Origin of the sequence: Corynebacterium tuingiense (genome assembly GCF_046718165.1) — a bacterium.
In the GTDB taxonomy this organism is placed as follows: domain Bacteria; phylum Actinomycetota; class Actinomycetes; order Mycobacteriales; family Mycobacteriaceae; genus Corynebacterium.
The window spans coordinates 917,782-933,825 of record NZ_CP177101.1 but is presented as its reverse complement, the minus strand read 5'-3'; the positions used below and the strand labels follow the sequence as shown (position 1 = coordinate 933,825).

The following is a 16,044-nucleotide window of genomic DNA, read 5'->3' as shown; positions in this document are numbered from 1 at the left end:
TTTAGTCATGTAAACACGGCAATGGAGGTGATTAAGTGGCAGAACATCCCAATATGGTCCGCAAATGGCGGCGCTGGCGCGAATGGTCACAAGGCGAACTGGCTCAACGCGTCGGCGTCTCCCGACAAACCATCGCAAATATCGAACGCGGCAACTACTCCCCGTCCGTGCACCTCGCACTGGACATCTGCCATGAATTAGATAAAACCGTCGAAGAAATCTTTGGAGCTGAACAACATGATTAACGCCATCGCCAACTTTTCCCTTCAACAAATCGAGCGCGCCTCCAGCGACGAGTTCGAGCGCGATATCATCACCAAGTCCTCGGCCATCGCGCTCAGCCCTATCGCCTTCCTCGAATTAATCGTCGCCGCTATCCTCGCATGGTCGCTCCCCGGCCGGCTCAGCCTCCTCGCCCTCCTCGCCATCGTCCCCTCCATCGTCGGCACATCCCTTGGCTCGGCGTGGATGCGCAAGCACATCGCGACCCCAAATATCCGCTCCAACTGGGCTGCGACAGTTCTCTATCTCATCCCCATGTTCATCGCCTTCGCCGGCATTTCTTATCACGCCTACTCACCTGAGGGCAGCAACCCTACGCCCTACCTCATCGGGAGCATTATCGGGGCGATCACCGCCATCCTTCTCGCCCCCGTCCTCCGCCGTACACAGCATCGCCGCGATCAGTCCCGCCTCGACGCCGAGCTCGAGGACTAGCGCCTCCCCACTTGCCACACCCACCCTTCGCGCTCACCGCGGACGGTGGGTGCCACGCGTTTTCTACTCCTGGTGAGCGCGAGGGGTCGAGCCTCCCCTAGCGCTCACGGGAAGCCTACAAATGCCTCGGACAGTACTCACCGTGAGCGCGAAGGGTGCCGCGCTTGCCGATGCCCCTCCCTCGCACTCACCGGCAGACAGAAAAGAGCCCCGCGGCCGGCGCTGGTGAGCGCGAAGGGCGGCGGAGGCACGGGGGCGGTGAGGCGTGGCGGGGGTGAGGCGCGGCCGGGGGCCGTTAGACCGGCGCGACCTCGTCAACGACGACTGGTTTATTCGGCTTGGAGCGGAACGTCCAGAGCTTGTTGATGATGAAGTTGATGGGCATGGCGACAACGATGGAAATGGCCTGCGCCCAATAGGACTTGGTGCGCAATCCGGTGGAGTTATCGAAGACATCGGTTGGCAGGCCCACGGGCGAATTGGGGTTCATGAGCAGCGTCAGGATGACCTGGCTGACGATAAACGCCCCGATTCCCGCCAAAAGGAACGGGAAGAAACCGCGAATCCAGGAAACCTTGGATACGGTACGGAAGGTCCACATGCGGTTGAGCTGGTAGTTCCAGGTATTGGCTACGAGGAAAGAAATGGTGGCAAAGACGTGGTACCAGCGGATGTGGAATGCAGAACCAAAGAGGTTCATGAAGGGATCCTCGGCAAAGATATCCGCCGCACCAAAAAGCTTCTGCGCAAGAAAATACACGAAAAGGTTGACCGCGGTGCCAGAGCCGCCGACAAGACCGAACTTGAGGAATTGCCCAAAACTGGACGCAAAGCGCGCAACGCTGAGGTCTGCCATGGGCCGCCTTTCTTGCCGGAGATTAGTAATTACCTGATTGTAGTTCCTAAGCCCCGCGAACTGAAAAACTGACGCTCCGAATGTGATGAAGGATCTATAAAAGATATAGTTTCATGCAGCAAGTAAAGCGGGCGGGAAAAGTCGTAGAGGTCGAGCGGGCGCGGCTTGGGATAGGTGTTATCACCAATAAGCGGATGCCCAAGATGATTCAGCAGCACCCGCAGCTGGTGCGTATGCCCAGCCCGCGGCCACATGGTCACCTCTCGCCCGGCAGCGCGAACATACGTCGAGGTAGGCGTGCCATCATCAGCCACGCGCACCTGCCTGCCGCCCCGCGGCTTGTACATGGGCAGCTGGATTTCCTCATCAAGGAAAAGCGGCTGCTTGACGATGCCCCTATACCTCTTCACCGCGCTCCCCTCCAGGAAAATGCGCTGGTAGGCGGCCCGGGTGGCGGGATTGCGCGAGCAGATGACGAGGCCGGCGGTGAGGCGATCGAGGCGGTGGAGCGGCACGATATCGTCTTCGCCGAAGTCCACGCGCAGGCGGGTTTGCAGAGTCTCGCGCTGCAAGCGGCCATTCGTGGTGGTGGGAAGAAAGTGCGGTTTATCGGCAACGATGATGTCTTCATCCGCGTGGACTACGCAGTAGTCAAAGGGAATCGGCTCCTCCGGCGGAACGGAGAGGTGATACCACGCGGGAACCGGCCGGGGAAGAGCCGCACCCGCGGGAAGGAGCGTTCCCTCCGGAAAGGGCGAATCGCCCGCGCGGGCGGCCCAGTATTCGCCTTCTAGCGGAACGCGTTCGCGCAGGACCACCTTGCGGGGAGAAATCCCCTCCCGCGCAGGCGGGCGAAACGCGCGAGGCGAGTTAGGCACTAGCGAGGCGATCGACGGCGGCGCGCACCCGCTCGTCGGTGCCGTTTAAGCCAATGCGCACGTGTTGTGCACCCGAGGGGCCATAAAAATCGCCAGGTGCGGCGAGGATGCCCAAGGAAGCCAACCAGTCGATGGTCTCGCGGCAGTCTTCACCGCGGGTGGCCCAGAGGTACAGGCCGGCATCGGAGTGGTCGATGGTAAAGCCAGCCTTGATAAGCGCCTGCATTAATTCGGCGCGGCGCGCGGCGTAGCGCTGGCACTGGAGGGCTTCGGTGGGGTCATCGTCAAGCGCGGCAACCATCGCCGCCTGAATCGGACCGGGCACGATGAGCCCGGCGTGCTTGCGCAACTCCAAGAGCTCCGCAATGAGGTCGTTATCGCCGGCGAAGAATCCGGCGCGGTAGGAGGCCATATTCGCGGACTTGGACAGCGAATGCATGGCAATGAGGCCGGTATTATCGCCGTCGGTCACGCGCGGATCCAGGATGGATACCGGCGGGTTGTCATCGTTCCAGCCCAAGCCCATGTAGCACTCATCGGAGGCGATGATGGCGCCCGTCGAGCGGGCCCAAGCCACGATGCGGCGCAGCTCCTCTACCCCGGCAACGCGGCCAGTGGGATTGGACGGGGAGTTGATGAATACCAGGGAGGCGTCCTGAAAGTCGTCGTCGGCGCGCAGTGGCGTAGCCCCAGCGAGGAGGGCGCCGACCTCGTAGGTGGGATAGGCCACCGAGGGAAAGGCGACGGTCTCGCCGCGCATGCCCAACAGGGTGGGCAGCCACGCGATGGCCTCCTTCGTGCCCACTACGGGCAGGACGCGATCCACGTCCATATGGTAGCGGCGCCGGAGGGCGGAGGCGATGGCTTCGCGCAGCTCGGGCGTGCCCTGCGTTTGCGGGTAGCCGGGGGCCTCGGCGGCAGAGGACAGCGCCAGCTGCACGCCGGGGGCGACCGGATCTACGGGGTTGCCCACCGAAAGGTCAACGATTCCATCTGGATGCGCCTGGGCCTTCTTTTTGGCGCCAGCCAGCGAGTTCCAGGGAAAATCCGGAAGCGATTGTCCTAGCGGTGTGCGGGCCATGATTTACTCCTGATTCTGTGGGGGCAGCGCGGCTACCATTGACGCGTCGAAATCTTGCGGGCCGAGGGCTGCCGCTCCACCGGGAGAGCCCAAGTCATCGAAGAATGCTGCGTTGGCATCGTTGTAATCGATCCACTCATCGGGAACGTCATCCTCGTAGAAGATGGCTTCTACCGGGCATGCGGGCTCGCACGCGCCACAGTCCACGCACTCATCTGGGTGGATGTAGAGCATGCGCTTGCCTTCGTAAATGCAATCGACGGGGCATTCCTCAACACAGCCGCGGTCCATTACATCAACGCAAGGTTGAGCGATTGTATAAGTCATGGAGAATCCTTGAATCTTCCTGATTTCATGGGTTTGGGGATGAAATATAGTATGTCACTTCTGCTTTAGGAAAGGCCAAACGCCGCCGCCGATTCCGGCCAAAAGCAGGAGCAAGCTGAGAATATTATTGCCCACGATGACATCACCGGTAATTGGAACCAGCAGCATAAGCGCGAAAAATCCCAGGCCCCAGACGATGGTGGGGATGGCCGCGATGTAAGTACGATCACTCCACAGCCGCGCGGTGCGGGTTAGCACCACATTGAATGCGGCGGCGATGAGGATGGTGATGGGAAACGCTATGCTCGCACCATCAGCCAGCGGGATCCGTGCGGTGAGGTAAATGACCTCTAAAAACAGCGATAGCAGGGCGCCGAGGGAAAGCCAGATAAGGCCTGTGACCTGCTCGCCGCGGCTAAAATCAGTGCGCATTACAGATCCCCTAGGAGGTCGGTTGCGGGCTCGCCCCTGCCGAGTTGGAAGTATTCGGCACGCAGCAAGGGCATGAGCAATCTATTGGACAGGCAGTAGGCCCCGGGCACCGCTGCTGGGTCGTGGACGGCGGCCACGGCGGCCTCGGGGTTGGTGGCGGTGGTGCTGCCATCGGCCAGCCAGATTTGCGTGGCGTGGGCGCGCATGGCGGCGCGTTTGGCGTGGAGGGCGGCATCGTCAAGCGCGAAGGTCAGATCCGCGCCGGCGGTGGTGAAATTATCTAGGTACGCGGCATCAGGTTTGCGCCAGCCCGCGGGCGCGTCGAGGGTCTCTAGGCCAGCGTAATTAGCGGCGCGGTCAAAAATGGCCCACCAGATGCGCGTGCTTGCCGATGCCGCCTTTTCCACCACCCTATGCACCGCAACGTGGTCTGGGTGGTTATAGCCGCCGTCTGGCCCATAGGTCAATATGGCGTGCGGCTTGAGTACATCTAATTCCGCGCGGAGCAGGTCTACGGCCTCATCCAGGCGATTGACCAGCGCGCGGGGGTTGTCATGAGAAGGAGAACCCACCATGCCGGAATCGTGGAAGTGGCCGAATCCGCCCAGCTGTATGCCTTCTACTCCTAGGGCGGAGAGGGCACAGGCCAATTCGCGGGCACGGAAGCCACCGAGCTGGTGGTGCTCGGCCAGGCCTTGATAAGGCGCTCCGATGACCTCGCCGTCCTCGCCAAGGGTAAGGGTGATGACCGTGACCTGCGCACCTCGCGCGGCCAGGGTGGCAAGGGTGCCGCCGGTAAAAAGCGTCTCATCATCAGGGTGCGCGTGCACTGCAACAACGCGGTAGCCCGCCAAGTCCTTAGTCCTCATCTTTCCTCCAAACCGGCGCTGTGACCAGCCCTTTATCCCAATCATCAATACTTTGGCCGGGGCCTACAATACCCTCCCCTAGCGCGTGCACACGCGTTTCATCTAAGAGCGGGACGTACAACACGTCCTGGGCATTGATCTCGCGGATTCGGCCCAGCGCGGTTGAGGGGCTGATTTTTCCGGAGAGAATGTCCATGCGCGTCTCGGCGGCGTTGTCGGGGCAGAATCCGGAGAGGTCCCCGGCGAGCGGCTGGTCTTCGGCGCAATTGAAGATACTCGCCGCAGAGAGCGAGGTTAAGGTGGTATCCTCCCAGGTCACCACCGCATCCACCTTGCCTTCAGGAAGCAGCTTAGAGGTAATGGTGGTAAGTCTATCGGTGGTGACCTCGGCGGGGATGCCGTGGGCCTCGAGGACATCATAAAGCGTATTTGCCGCAGCCAAGGCCGTGGGGCTGGTCGGATCGACGGCAAAGCGGATGGGCTTCTTACTGGCGCGCTCGCGCAGCGCCGTCAGGTTTGCCTCCCCGGAGACCGGATTATGCCCGGCCTTCAGGTTAGAGGCGCGGCCGGTGGCGAGCCGGGCAACCTGCCCGGTATCGATAAGCGAGGCCAGACCGCGCCGCGCAGCCGCATCCTCTAACGCACCCTGCTCGGTGGACATGTGCAAGCGCAGCTGGCGCGGGCGGGTAACCGTCTTATCGCTCACGTGCCCCAGCAGGCCGAGCGCTTCCTGTGAGGTTTGATCCGGGGTAAAGTCCGCGAACCCAATCTGACCAGAGCGCAGCATATTCAGCGCCTGGGTGCTATCGCGCACCTCGCGCAGCTGGACGACGTCGATGTGGGCGGGGTCGGCGCCCCAGAAGCGGTCATTGCGGTTGAGGGTGATAACCCCGCGGCTGCGGTCCACGCTATCGACCGAGAAACGGCCGGCGGAGGCGGGGATGTCATTGGCCAGCGCCGAGTCAAAATCGGAATTTTGCAACAGATGCGAGGGCAGGAGCTGGTTGAATAGCTGCTTCCAATCTTTAACCCGCTCTGCAAAATCCACCGTGACCACGCGCCCGCCATCGGAGGTGGTCACCGCGGAAATGGCGCGGTAGCCGGCCGGGTCCTTGACGCCTGCGGTGGTGGTCATCTTCTTCCACAGGTAGTTGAAATCCGCCCCGGAAATCGGGGTGCCATCGGACCACTGCGCGGGAGTGGCGATGACGTAGCGCACCCGCTGGGCTACGCCCTCCGGCGCGGTGACCTCCGTGGCAGATTCCAAAACGTCCGTATCCATGCGGCCCCAGTGGAACGTCGAGGGCAAGACCAGCTCGGCGATCTGATCCACGAGCTCGGAATTATTGGCCACCAGGTGTGGGTTGAGCCCAGCACGCAGGGGATCGACGCCGATGGAAATGGTGGGCCGCGACTCGTCTTCCTCCGCGCGCGGCGGACCATCGTCCGTCGCGGCCGTGGTTGATTCCGTTTCTTGGACGGTAGATTCCTGGTCGTCCGAATCTTCTACCACCGGCGGTGGGCCAGGATTGGCCGAACACCCGCTGACAAACGCGAGGCCGATGGCGGCAGTGGCAGCAAGTGCACGAGCCTTGAGACTATTTTTCATCGCGGACTACTTTAGTACCTTCTTCCCGCCACACGAAGATTCTGCGCGCTAAACTCGGACAAAATCACTGTTGAAGGGATTACCCCACCATGCTTATCTGCCAAGAAATGTTCCTCCTGCTGACCAAGGACAACGGTAAAAAGGAGGCAGTGACCAATAACGAGACCGCCTTGAGCGCCGGCCTTTTTAGCGATTTACTCATGCATGACGCGGTTGGCATAAGTGCAAAGAATAAGGTGCACGCCACGGATAAAAAGCCAGAGCACCCAGTGCTTGCTTGGGCGTGGGATGGCCTGCACGAGCGCCGGACCAGCTCGGTCAAGACGCTACTGCAGGCGAGGTGGTTCTCCCCGCGCGAGAAGATTGCCCAGGATTTTAGGGACCACGGCCAATTGGAGATTGAGGATGCCGCGTGGTGGCAGCTGGGTGGCGACCGCTACATCATGACGGACACGGCGCTAGAAGATGAGGTGCGCGAGAGGCTCGCCGCGGTGCTTGATGGCACCCAAAACCCAAGCGTCAAAGACATGATTATCTTGGATATTCTCCGCGAGGTTAAAGGGGCCTATCCCCTGCTCAAGGAGGACGCGCCCGAAATGAAACGCCGAGAGATGCGCAACCGCATCAAAGAATTAAAACAACAGGTGGATTACGACGATGCCGCCGCCTCTGCGGTAAAAACCATACTGCAGGAGACGACGGCGATTATCGCGGCGGCTGCGGCATCAACCGCAGCCACCACTTAGACCGAGGCAGATTACTTCTTCATCTGCTTAGCGCGGGAAGCGGCGCGCTTGCGGTCGGTGGCGGAAAGCTCGAGCTTGCGCACGCGCAGCACGTCTGGAGCAACCTCGACGCACTCGTCGTTACCACAGAATTCCAGCGCTTCTTCCAGCGAGAGCGTGTGGGCCTTAGCCAGGGTGACCGTGGCGTCTGCGGTGGCAGAGCGCATATTGGTCAGCTTCTTTTCCTTGGTGATGTTGATGTCAATATCCTCATCGCGGTTATTGGCACCCACCACCATGCCTTCGTAGGCCTCAGCACCTGGCTCGACGAAGAAGTTGCCGCGGTCAGCCAGCTGCATCAGTGCGTACTGGGTGATCTGGCCGGTGCGGTCAGCCACCAAGGAGCCGGTTGCGCGGGACTTGATTTCGCCGGCCCAGACATCGATGCCATCGGAGATGGAGTTGGCGATGCCGGCGCCACGGGTTTCGGTCATGAACTGGGTACGGAAGCCGATGAGGCCACGGGCGGGAACGCGGAAGATCATGCGCACCCAGTCGCCCTCGCGCACGTCCATGGACTGCATCTGGCCCTTGCGGGAAGCCAGCAGCTGGGTGATGGCGCCTTGGTGCTCCGACGGGGAGTCGATGGTGAGGATCTCGTAAGGCTCGTAGGTCTTGCCATCGATCTGCTGGGTAACAACCTGCGGCTTACCGATGGTCAGCTCGAAGCCCTCGCGGCGCATGGACTCGATGAGCACGGACAGAGCCATCTCGCCGCGACCCTGAACCTCCCAGGTATCTGGGCGCTCTGTGGGCAGCACGCGCAGGGAGACGTTACCGATAAGCTCCTGCTCCAAGCGGGCCTTGACCATGCGGGCGGTCAACTTGGTGCCGCCCCCGCGGCCTGCCATCGGCGAGGTGTTCACACCGATGGTCATGGAGATGGCCGGCTCGTCAACGGTGATGCGCGGCAGAGCCTCTGGGTTTTCCGGATCTGCGATGGTGTCACCAATCATGACATCGGAAATACCAGAGATGGCGACGATATCGCCGGCGATGGCCTCTTCGGCCGGCTGGCGCTCGAAGCCGACGGTGCGCAGTAGTTCGGCAACCTTGACGGTCTTGGTGTGCTGGTTGCCCTCATCATCGTAGTGGATCCAGGCCACCTGCTGGCCCTTCTTGATGCGGCCGGCGTAGATGCGCAGCAGCGCGATACGGCCGAGGAAGTCGGAGGCGTCAAGGTTGGTGACGTGCGCCTGCAGCGGGGCATCGACGGTAGCGGAAGGCTCGGGCAGGACGTTGTAGATGACATCGAAAAGCGCCTGCAAGTCCTCGCTATCGGGGACGTTGCCATCGCCCGGGTTCTCGGTGGAGGCAACGCCGGCGCGGCCGGAGGCGTACAGAACCGGGAGATCGAGCAGCTCTTCAGCGGCGGCTGCGGCTTCCTCGTCCTCGAGGCCAGCTGCGATTTCCAGCAGCAGGTCCTGGGACTCGGTGACAACCTCGTCGATGCGGGCATCGGGGCGGTCGGTCTTGTTCACGCAGACGATGACCGGCAGTTTGGCCTCTAGCGCCTTGGTCAGGACGAAACGGGTCTGTGGGAGGGGGCCCTCAGAGGCATCGACAAGCAGCACGACGCCGTCCACCATGGAAATGCCGCGCTCGACCTCGCCGCCGAAGTCGGCGTGGCCCGGGGTGTCGATGACGTTAATGATGAGGTCTGCGCCGTCTTTGCCCAGACCCTGGCGGCGGATGGCCGTGTTCTTGGCCAAAATGGTAATGCCGCGCTCGCGCTCCTGATCGTTGGAGTCCATGACGCGGTCCGTGTGCTCACCGTGTTCGCCAAAGGCGCCGGACTGCTCCAGCATGCCGTTGACCAACGTGGTCTTGCCATGGTCAACGTGCGCGACAATGGCAACATTACGGAACTCGGTATTACTCACTAGTTGGGTTCTCCTTCGGAGGATCTACAAGCGCTGGTGCGCGAGAAATGTTCTTGAACGACGTCCTACGATACCCCCTAACAGGGCATAGTGCAGCATTGGGGAGCCAAGACGCGACCCAGGCAACCCCGTAACGTCACGCGCGCCTGAAACGACCTACTACTTGACACTTCCCAGCGGATCACTATCGTTACTAGAGTTATTACTGTTACTGCTGTGACCAATGGGGCTATACTACTTTCCCCGCGAGACAATAAGGACCTGATACCGTGAGCCACGCCCAAACTTCTTGGCGCCTAAGCGGGCGCACCGGTTACATCGCCGCTGCCACCGCCGCACTTATTGGCCTCGCTTCTCCCCTGGTAGCGCCCGCGCAGGCCTTCGCCCCGGATCTCTCCTCCCTGGCACAACAGCACATGCCTGCCAGCCCGTTGGATGAGCTCGGCCGCCCCACTCAGGAGGCCCAAGACCGCGTGCGCGCCTTTGCCGCGCAGCCGTGGATCCCCGAAGAGGCCCGCAATGCTATCTTGTCTGCCTTGGACTTCTTTGCCGGCAACGGCGACGGTAGTGGCGGTGTCGCTATGCCGCAGGGCGATAATCCACACTTCCGGCAGTTTTATTGGCCTACCGTCTCGGCGCACTGCATCGGTGGCACCAACGCCGCCACAGGCTCTGCCATCGCGGTACCTGGCCCTACGGAAATTCCTGCCCCCGGCGCCGGCGAGGGCGAAACCGTATTCCTCTTTACCGCCTTGGGCACCCCACCGGCAGCACCGGACCAAGGAGGCATGAATGTGCAGTGGTTTAATATCAATACCCTGCAAAGCGGCATTACCCCGCTGCACAATAACGGCATCAACCAGGATGGGCCCACAACGCTTTCTGGCACGGCCCACACAGGCAAGGGCCTGGTCGTTGCCCTGCTTTCCGGTTCCGTTAATACCACCGAGGCACGCTGCGATTTCGTCCCCACCGCCGCCTTCCTAGAGGTGAAGTAATGGCCGTTGATCTCCACCCAGTCAAACAGGAGACCTTTAATACTGCGGCCTTCACCAATACCGATCCCAAGGGCTACCTGCGCCAAGTCGATACCTATACCGAAACCGAGTTTGGCCTGTATATGGCACGCGGCGCCGATCACCCGCGCTTTGGGTACCTCGAATCCTGGCTGCTGCCCAGCCTGAACCTGCGCGCGAATATCTTCCACTTCCGCCCCGGCATCGAGGTGGAGCAGGACTTTTATATCGACGTCGCCGAGATCCAGCGCCAGGGCACCGAGTGGATCACCCGCGATCTCTACGTCGACCTGGTGACCACTACCGGCGACCCCGTCACTGTGCTCGATATCGACGAGCTTTCTGCAGCCACCTCCGCGGGCCTCATTTCCGCCGAGGACGCCGAGCTCGCCATCGACACCACCCTGAACGCGGTCGAAGGCATTACCCGCCACGGCGACGATGCTATGGCCTGGCTTGCCCACCACGGCATAGACTTGTCTTGGTCTGATGATATAACCCTGAGCCCCGAAGGATAAGCCATGGCCGGTGGCCTTTTTGCTCTGCTTGACGATGTCTCCGTGATAGCCCGCGCCGCCGCCTCCAGCGTCGACGATGTGGCCGCCTTAGGCGGCAAGACATCCATGAAGGCTATCGGCGTCGTCGTCGATGATGCCGCGGTGACCCCGCAATATGTCGAGGGCATCAAGCCCCAGCGCGAGCTGCCGATGATCTGGCGCATCACCAAGGGCTCGCTCATCAACAAGCTCGTCATCATCTTGCCCATCGCGATGATCCTGTCCTGGATCGCGCCGTGGGCTCTTACGCCCATCTTGATGTGCGGTGGAACCTACCTGTGCTTCGAAGGCGCAGAAAAGATACTCTCCCACCTGCTGCCCAGCCACGAGGAGAAATCCGAGACCGTACAAAACCAGGGCCCCGAAGCCGAAGACTCATTGGTGAAATCCGCCATCACGACCGACCTCATCCTGTCTGCCGAGATCATGGTCATCTCTTTAAATGAGGTCATCGACCAACCCTTCTGGCTGCGCCTCGGCGCGCTCATCGCCGTCGGCATCATCTTGACCCTCGGTGTCTACGGTGCCGTGGGATTGCTGGTCAAAATGGATGACATCGGCCTGGCCCTCACCCAGCGCCGCGCGGGCAACTCCCCGCTAGGCAATGCTTTGGTCAAGGGCATGCCCATCGTGCTCGATATCATCGGCATCATCGGTACCGCCGCCATGTTGTGGGTAGGCGGGCATATCGTCACCACCGGTCTGCACGAATTCGGGGTGGACCAGCCGCACGGGCTTATTGAGGCCGCTACTGAACACATCCACAATGGCGCGCTGAGCTGGCTGGCTGAAACCGGCCTGTCCATGGTGTGCGGACTCATCCTCGGCCTTGTCATCGCCAGCATCGTCATGGCCGTCAAGGCCTCTGTGGGCTCGCCTTCTGCCACCTCAACGGCGCAGAGCTAACTTACATAAACAACATGAGCGAAACCGCCATAATGGCCATGCCGGCGATAAGGCCGTAAATGGCGTAGTGGTGCTCGCCGGTTTCTTCCGCGGTGGGAAGCAGCTCATCGAGGGAAATAAACACCATAATGCCGGCTACGGCGGCAAAGCTAATGCCCATCGTGGCCGACCCCAATACCGGTAGGAGCAGGCCAAAGCCGATGAGCGCACCGACTGGTTCTGCCAGGCCAGAAAGCGTGGCCCACCAAAAGGCCTTCTTGCGCGAGCCCGTCGCCTCCCGCAGTGGCACCGCGACGGCGATGCCTTCCGGGATATTGTGAATGGCAATCGCCACGGCCACCGGCACCGCAATCTCCTTGGACTCGAGCCCCGATAAAAAGGTGGCAAAGCCCTCCGGGAAATTGTGTAGGCCCAGCGCGACTGCGGTAAATACGCCCGTCTTCATTAGCCTGCCGCGGCGGGCGTCTTCTTCCGTTGTGCCCGGTTCATGCGGGTTGATCTCTTCTGGCACTATCCGGTCAATGATCGCGATAACCGCAATGCCGGCGAAGAAGGCCCCTACCGCGGCCCAAGTGCCGGCTTTTTCGCCTCCGAGGGCATCGCCAAGCTGATCTATGCCCTCCGGCAGGATTTCCATGAAGGAAACATAGAGCATCACACCCGCCGAAAGTCCCAAGGCGCCGGCCATAAAGGCGGGCCCTGGCTGGCGCTTTCCCACCGCCAGCGCCCCGCCTATGGAGGTGGACAGACCCGACAGCAGGACCAATCCAAAGGCAAAGGCGAACGTGGACAAGGTCATGGTCTGTGACTGTACCTGACTTAAATTTCGATCTCTTAATGAGCGGGCGGGGTCTGTGAATCGTCTTCGGCGGAGCCGGATACGAACTCACCATCAGCCACCGAAGGATCATCGTCCACGTAGCGGCCGGCCGAGTAGTCGTAACCCACGGCGTGGCCTTCCTCATCGGTGCGGGCGTACCACTCGGTGACCTCGGCGGCGGTGGAATCAAATTCGCCACCGGTGGCGTAATCAGAGTCTCCCTCGGTGGGCTCGACCGACAGAGCAAAGTTATCGCCATAATCGCGCACGCCGTGGATGACCGCGTTGGAGACGGCCTGGTGCTCGTAATAGTGGCGGATGGAGGCCGGATCGTGGCGCAATTCCCTAATGAGGGCAATGCACATCAACACGATGATGACGGCAAAGGGAAGCGCCGTAATGGTGATCAGGTTTTGCAGGCCTCGCAGCGCGTTTTCACCACCGGACATGAGGATGACCACCGCGATGCCCGCCATGCAGATCACCCAAAAGACGGTGACCATGGGCTTCGGCTGCGGGTTACCGCGCTGGGTGAGCTGGGAATTAACCAGCGAGGCTGAGTCCGCGGTGGTGATGAAAAATACGACCAGCATGAGGATGATGAGCGGAGCCATCCAGTCAGCGCCTGGGAAATGGTCTAGCACGTTGAAGAAAATATCCTCGGCGGCCGGCATGGAGTCGATGGTGCCATCGGGGGCGATATCGCCGTCGCGGCGCTGTAGCCAAATGGTCGTGCCGCCCAAGATAGTAAACGCCGCAATGACAATGGCAGAAGGAATGAGCAGCACGCCAAGGACGAACTGGCGGATGGTGCGCCCGCGCGAAATCTTGGCCACAAACACGCCCACAAACGGCGACCACGATACCCACCAGGCCCAGTAGAACGTAGTCCATGAGGAAAGGAAGGACACCATGTCCTCGCTTTCTCCCATGTTGGCGGAAAGCATTTCGGGGGTTTTATCAAGGTACTCGATGACTACCGCAGGCAGCATGTTGGCAATCAACGCGGTGGGTCCAATCACGAAGAAGAAAATGGCCAGCCCCAGTGCCAATGCCAGGTTGATATTGGATAGCCATCGCACACCCTTGGCCACGCCGGATACGGCGGAAAAGATGGTGCCGATGGACAGCACGACGATGATGACCAACGCCGCGGTATTGCCGGCGGTGGACCAGCCGCTGACGATTTCCACGCCGCGGCCGATCTGCAGCGCGCCAATGCCCAAAGTAGCCGCGGTACCAAAGAGGGTGGCGATGATAGCCAGGCCATCGATAGTGCGCGCCGGTGTGGAATCGGTGGAACGGTTGCCAAAAAGCGGCATCAAGATAGAGCTCATCAGGGGCACGCGGCCACGACGGAAGGATACATAGGCCACGCACAGCCCAACGATGGCGTAGATGGCCCACGCATTAAGGCCCCAGTGCATGGCCGATTGGGCCAGCGCGCCTAGCACCGCTTCATCGGTGGCGGCCTCATAGGCACCAGGGCGCGGCGAGAGATAATGGGTAAGCGGTTCGTAGGGTCCGAAGAAGATAAGCCCGATGCCGATGCCCGCGCCAAAGAGCATGGCGGCCCAACTAATCGTGGAAAACTCCGGCTTTTCACCATCCACGCCGAGTGGGATTTTCCCGTACTTGGAAAAAGCTAGAATCAGCAGCAGAAACATCAGGAAGGTGGCCAGTGCCGTAAAGATCCAGCCTAGGTTCCGCATGACCCAGTCAAGGACCGTGGAAGAGGTATTAAAAACCTGTTCGGGGGCGAGCACGCCCCAGACCACGAAGGCGATGACGAGGCCGCCGACGACGCCCAAGATGGTCTTATCCACACTGTATTTAACCTTCTGGTCTTCAATGGACACGCCTGGGACCAGGGCGGGGTGAATATTGTGCGGATACATGATGTCGTGCAGGATGCGCTTGGCTCCGCGCACGCGCTTTTGGCTTTCTTCCGTATTATTAACGTTTTCCAGCCCACTGGTGGTTGCGCTATCGGGCCGGCGCGATGAATTTGATGACAAAGCCCTACTCCTATTTTATTATTCGCTATTCAACTTGTGGGAATCATTAATACGTTAACGAACATTGCCTCAAACCACCGACTAAGCGATGTTTTACCCCCCACATGCGTAAAATGAACTCCGTACGTTACGCCCGCTTTAAAGCTTTGGAGTTACTGTCTGCCTATGGTGCCCTACCCGCTTGCTACCAGTTACTTCGGCGTCGAACACGTCGCCATTTTGGAACATGTCATCTCCGGCACGGTGCTGAGCATTCCTGGCGTGGGTAATAAGCCTGCTCTTATCGATGTCTCTTTAGAGCCCGATACCTATTCCAATGGCTGGCGGGTGCGTTCGGACTTTGGTTTTATCGGTTTTCTCGATGCGGTAGAAGCAGCCGAATACCCGGATCTGCACCGGTTGAAGCCCTCACAGGCGACCCCGCAGACGGTGGCCACGGTCGGCATTGTTGATGGCGAACTCGAGGTTGCTCTCTCCCTCGGGCTGTGGCCTTGGCTGCTACCGGTCAATGACCAGCCGCCCGAATCGGCGCTTCTTAACGGCGGCCACGGCGCGGTCGTTGATCCTGCGGCGGGAGACCTGACGGATTCGCAGCTATCTCACCTTGATACCCAGCAGTTTTTTGTCACGCTCAAGGTCATCGATGATGCGGTCGTGGCCTCGTGTGGCGATACTGTGTTGGGCCCATGCGGGGCATTGAGCCAGTTGCCGGGCCTGCGCACCGCGTATGCGGCGGCGCAAGAGTCCGGTACAGCATTGGCCGCCCGTGCGTATAGCGGCGGTGGGATGATCGCGGTCGATGTCCCTGCAGTGGATGCCACAGATACCGAATTATTCGCCGCGGCCGTACCGCCTTTGCGCGTGCCATCTGGCCGCACCGCGCTTCCCGGTGGCTCCACATCACGCCCAACCACCCCAGCCCCACCCGAGGAATGGGAGTTCGCGCTGGAGTCAAGCGACATTATCGGCGATCTCCCTACCGGCTCGCGTCGCCCGGTCAGCCCGAGCACCACCCAGGAGCCAGCCCCTGCCACAACCTCACCCGTAACACCCAGCGCTGCCCCGGAGGAAAACACCAAGGAACGCAAAGAAGACGAGGCTGCGGCACCACCTGCTAGCAGCGGCTTGGCCGACCTGGTCTCGTCCATGCCTGGTTCGCAGAATTTAAGCTGGCGCGCTCTTCCCGTGTCTGAGGAACCGGGCCGCTTTTCTTCCGAATCCGCCCGCGTGCGTGCCCGGCGCGTGGCGCGCGAGCAGTCCCGCCCACGCGGCGGAAATCACCGCAAATAG

Annotated in this window: 17 protein-coding genes; 7 read left to right on the top strand and 10 right to left on the bottom strand. The window is 60.9% G+C overall.

Features of this window, described 5'->3' with window-relative positions:
- Positions 1 to 35 precede the first annotated feature (35 nt).
- Together ACLI1T_RS04500 and ACLI1T_RS04495 are read left to right on the top strand one after the other, a co-directional pair.
- Positions 36 to 245, top strand: a complete 210-nt coding sequence (locus ACLI1T_RS04500; protein ID WP_411703138.1) for a helix-turn-helix transcriptional regulator — start codon at positions 36 to 38, stop codon at positions 243 to 245.
- A complete protein-coding gene (locus ACLI1T_RS04495) occupies positions 238 to 717 on the top strand; it encodes a transcriptional regulator (RefSeq protein ID WP_411703137.1) in 480 nt (159 codons plus the stop codon). The genes ACLI1T_RS04500 and ACLI1T_RS04495 overlap by 8 nt, the downstream gene beginning before the upstream one ends.
- A gap of 295 nt (positions 718 to 1,012) precedes the next feature.
- Here ACLI1T_RS04495 and ACLI1T_RS04490 read toward each other — a convergent pair whose 3' ends face one another.
- The 7 genes from ACLI1T_RS04490 to ACLI1T_RS04460 are packed head-to-tail and all read right to left on the bottom strand — an operon-like array spanning position 1,013 to position 6,769.
- Positions 1,013 to 1,573: a GtrA family protein gene (locus ACLI1T_RS04490; protein WP_284831538.1), complete on the bottom strand. Its 561-nt coding sequence runs from the start codon at positions 1,571 to 1,573 to the stop codon at positions 1,013 to 1,015.
- Between the two features lie 29 nt (positions 1,574 to 1,602).
- Entirely contained in the window at positions 1,603 to 2,391 is a 789-nt protein-coding gene (locus ACLI1T_RS04485; protein WP_411703288.1) for a pseudouridine synthase, read from the bottom strand.
- A gap of 52 nt (positions 2,392 to 2,443) precedes the next feature.
- Entirely contained in the window at positions 2,444 to 3,532 is a 1,089-nt protein-coding gene (gene dapC / locus ACLI1T_RS04480) for a succinyldiaminopimelate transaminase (RefSeq protein WP_411703136.1), read from the bottom strand.
- Positions 3,533 to 3,535: 3 nt separating this feature from the next.
- Positions 3,536 to 3,859: a ferredoxin gene (gene fdxA, locus ACLI1T_RS04475; protein ID WP_023017724.1), complete on the bottom strand. Its 324-nt coding sequence runs from the start codon at positions 3,857 to 3,859 to the stop codon at positions 3,536 to 3,538.
- Positions 3,860 to 3,913: 54 nt separating this feature from the next.
- The gene (locus tag ACLI1T_RS04470; RefSeq protein ID WP_023026247.1) at positions 3,914 to 4,291 is read right to left on the bottom strand and encodes a hypothetical protein; all 378 of its coding nucleotides are present in this window, start codon (positions 4,289 to 4,291) and stop codon (positions 3,914 to 3,916) included.
- The gene (locus ACLI1T_RS04465; RefSeq protein WP_411703135.1) at positions 4,291 to 5,160 is read right to left on the bottom strand and encodes a PIG-L family deacetylase; all 870 of its coding nucleotides are present in this window, start codon (positions 5,158 to 5,160) and stop codon (positions 4,291 to 4,293) included. Before ACLI1T_RS04465 ends, ACLI1T_RS04470 begins: the two co-directional genes overlap by 1 nt.
- On the bottom strand, positions 5,150 to 6,769 hold the full coding sequence (locus ACLI1T_RS04460) for an ABC transporter family substrate-binding protein (protein ID WP_411703134.1): 1,620 nt from the start codon (positions 6,767 to 6,769) through the stop codon (positions 5,150 to 5,152). Before ACLI1T_RS04460 ends, ACLI1T_RS04465 begins: the two co-directional genes overlap by 11 nt.
- An 89-nt stretch (positions 6,770 to 6,858) precedes the next feature.
- Between ACLI1T_RS04460 and ACLI1T_RS04455 the strand changes: the two genes are divergently transcribed.
- Complete coding sequence (locus tag ACLI1T_RS04455) at positions 6,859 to 7,515, top strand: GPP34 family phosphoprotein (RefSeq protein WP_411703133.1); 657 nt, start codon at positions 6,859 to 6,861, stop codon at positions 7,513 to 7,515.
- An 11-nt stretch (positions 7,516 to 7,526) separates the two neighbouring features.
- Here the strand turns inward: ACLI1T_RS04455 and typA are convergent, their stop codons facing one another.
- On the bottom strand, positions 7,527 to 9,437 hold the full coding sequence (gene typA / locus ACLI1T_RS04450; RefSeq protein ID WP_284769917.1) for a translational GTPase TypA: 1,911 nt from the start codon (positions 9,435 to 9,437) through the stop codon (positions 7,527 to 7,529).
- A gap of 269 nt (positions 9,438 to 9,706) precedes the next feature.
- Here typA and ACLI1T_RS04445 point away from each other — a divergent pair, with 269 nt between their 5' ends.
- Genes ACLI1T_RS04445 through ACLI1T_RS04435 form a run of 3 tightly spaced genes read left to right on the top strand, consistent with a single transcriptional unit; the run spans position 9,707 to position 11,916 of the window.
- Positions 9,707 to 10,435 (top strand): hypothetical protein, encoded by a 729-nt coding sequence (locus tag ACLI1T_RS04445; protein ID WP_411703132.1) that lies wholly within the window; start codon positions 9,707 to 9,709, stop codon positions 10,433 to 10,435.
- Positions 10,435 to 10,971 (top strand): DUF402 domain-containing protein, encoded by a 537-nt coding sequence (locus ACLI1T_RS04440; RefSeq protein WP_411703131.1) that lies wholly within the window; start codon positions 10,435 to 10,437, stop codon positions 10,969 to 10,971. Before ACLI1T_RS04445 ends, ACLI1T_RS04440 begins: the two co-directional genes overlap by 1 nt.
- Before the next feature lie 3 nt (positions 10,972 to 10,974).
- The gene (locus tag ACLI1T_RS04435) at positions 10,975 to 11,916 is read left to right on the top strand and encodes a DUF808 domain-containing protein (protein ID WP_411703130.1); all 942 of its coding nucleotides are present in this window, start codon (positions 10,975 to 10,977) and stop codon (positions 11,914 to 11,916) included.
- A 1-nt stretch (position 11,917) separates the two neighbouring features.
- Here the strand turns inward: ACLI1T_RS04435 and zupT are convergent, their stop codons facing one another.
- On the bottom strand, positions 11,918 to 12,715 hold the full coding sequence (gene zupT, locus ACLI1T_RS04430; RefSeq protein ID WP_411703129.1) for a zinc transporter ZupT: 798 nt from the start codon (positions 12,713 to 12,715) through the stop codon (positions 11,918 to 11,920).
- A gap of 35 nt (positions 12,716 to 12,750) precedes the next feature.
- Positions 12,751 to 14,634 carry a BCCT family transporter gene (locus tag ACLI1T_RS04425; RefSeq protein ID WP_411703287.1) on the bottom strand — a complete coding sequence of 628 codons (1,884 nt, stop codon included), beginning with the start codon at positions 14,632 to 14,634 and terminating at the stop codon, positions 12,751 to 12,753.
- Positions 14,635 to 14,919: 285 nt separating this feature from the next.
- Between ACLI1T_RS04425 and ACLI1T_RS04420 the strand changes: the two genes are divergently transcribed.
- Positions 14,920 to 16,044, top strand: a complete 1,125-nt coding sequence (locus ACLI1T_RS04420; RefSeq protein WP_411703128.1) for a hypothetical protein — start codon at positions 14,920 to 14,922, stop codon at positions 16,042 to 16,044.

Coding starts and splice junctions, on each gene's coding strand:
- ACLI1T_RS04495 (WP_411703137.1), top strand. CDS start 238: ATGATTAACGCCATCGCCAACTTTTCCCTTCAACAAATCGAGCGCGCC.
- ACLI1T_RS04490 (WP_284831538.1), bottom strand. CDS start 1,573: ATGGCAGACCTCAGCGTTGCGCGCTTTGCGTCCAGTTTTGGGCAATTC.
- dapC (WP_411703136.1), bottom strand. CDS start 3,532: ATGGCCCGCACACCGCTAGGACAATCGCTTCCGGATTTTCCCTGGAAC.
- fdxA (WP_023017724.1), bottom strand. CDS start 3,859: ATGACTTATACAATCGCTCAACCTTGCGTTGATGTAATGGACCGCGGC.
- ACLI1T_RS04470 (WP_023026247.1), bottom strand. CDS start 4,291: ATGCGCACTGATTTTAGCCGCGGCGAGCAGGTCACAGGCCTTATCTGG.
- ACLI1T_RS04465 (WP_411703135.1), bottom strand. CDS start 5,160: ATGAGGACTAAGGACTTGGCGGGCTACCGCGTTGTTGCAGTGCACGCG.
- ACLI1T_RS04460 (WP_411703134.1), bottom strand. CDS start 6,769: ATGAAAAATAGTCTCAAGGCTCGTGCACTTGCTGCCACTGCCGCCATC.
- ACLI1T_RS04455 (WP_411703133.1), top strand. CDS start 6,859: ATGCTTATCTGCCAAGAAATGTTCCTCCTGCTGACCAAGGACAACGGT.
- ACLI1T_RS04440 (WP_411703131.1), top strand. CDS start 10,435: ATGGCCGTTGATCTCCACCCAGTCAAACAGGAGACCTTTAATACTGCG.
- ACLI1T_RS04435 (WP_411703130.1), top strand. CDS start 10,975: ATGGCCGGTGGCCTTTTTGCTCTGCTTGACGATGTCTCCGTGATAGCC.
- zupT (WP_411703129.1), bottom strand. CDS start 12,715: ATGACCTTGTCCACGTTCGCCTTTGCCTTTGGATTGGTCCTGCTGTCG.
- ACLI1T_RS04425 (WP_411703287.1), bottom strand. CDS start 14,634: ATGTATCCGCACAATATTCACCCCGCCCTGGTCCCAGGCGTGTCCATT.
- ACLI1T_RS04420 (WP_411703128.1), top strand. CDS start 14,920: ATGGTGCCCTACCCGCTTGCTACCAGTTACTTCGGCGTCGAACACGTC.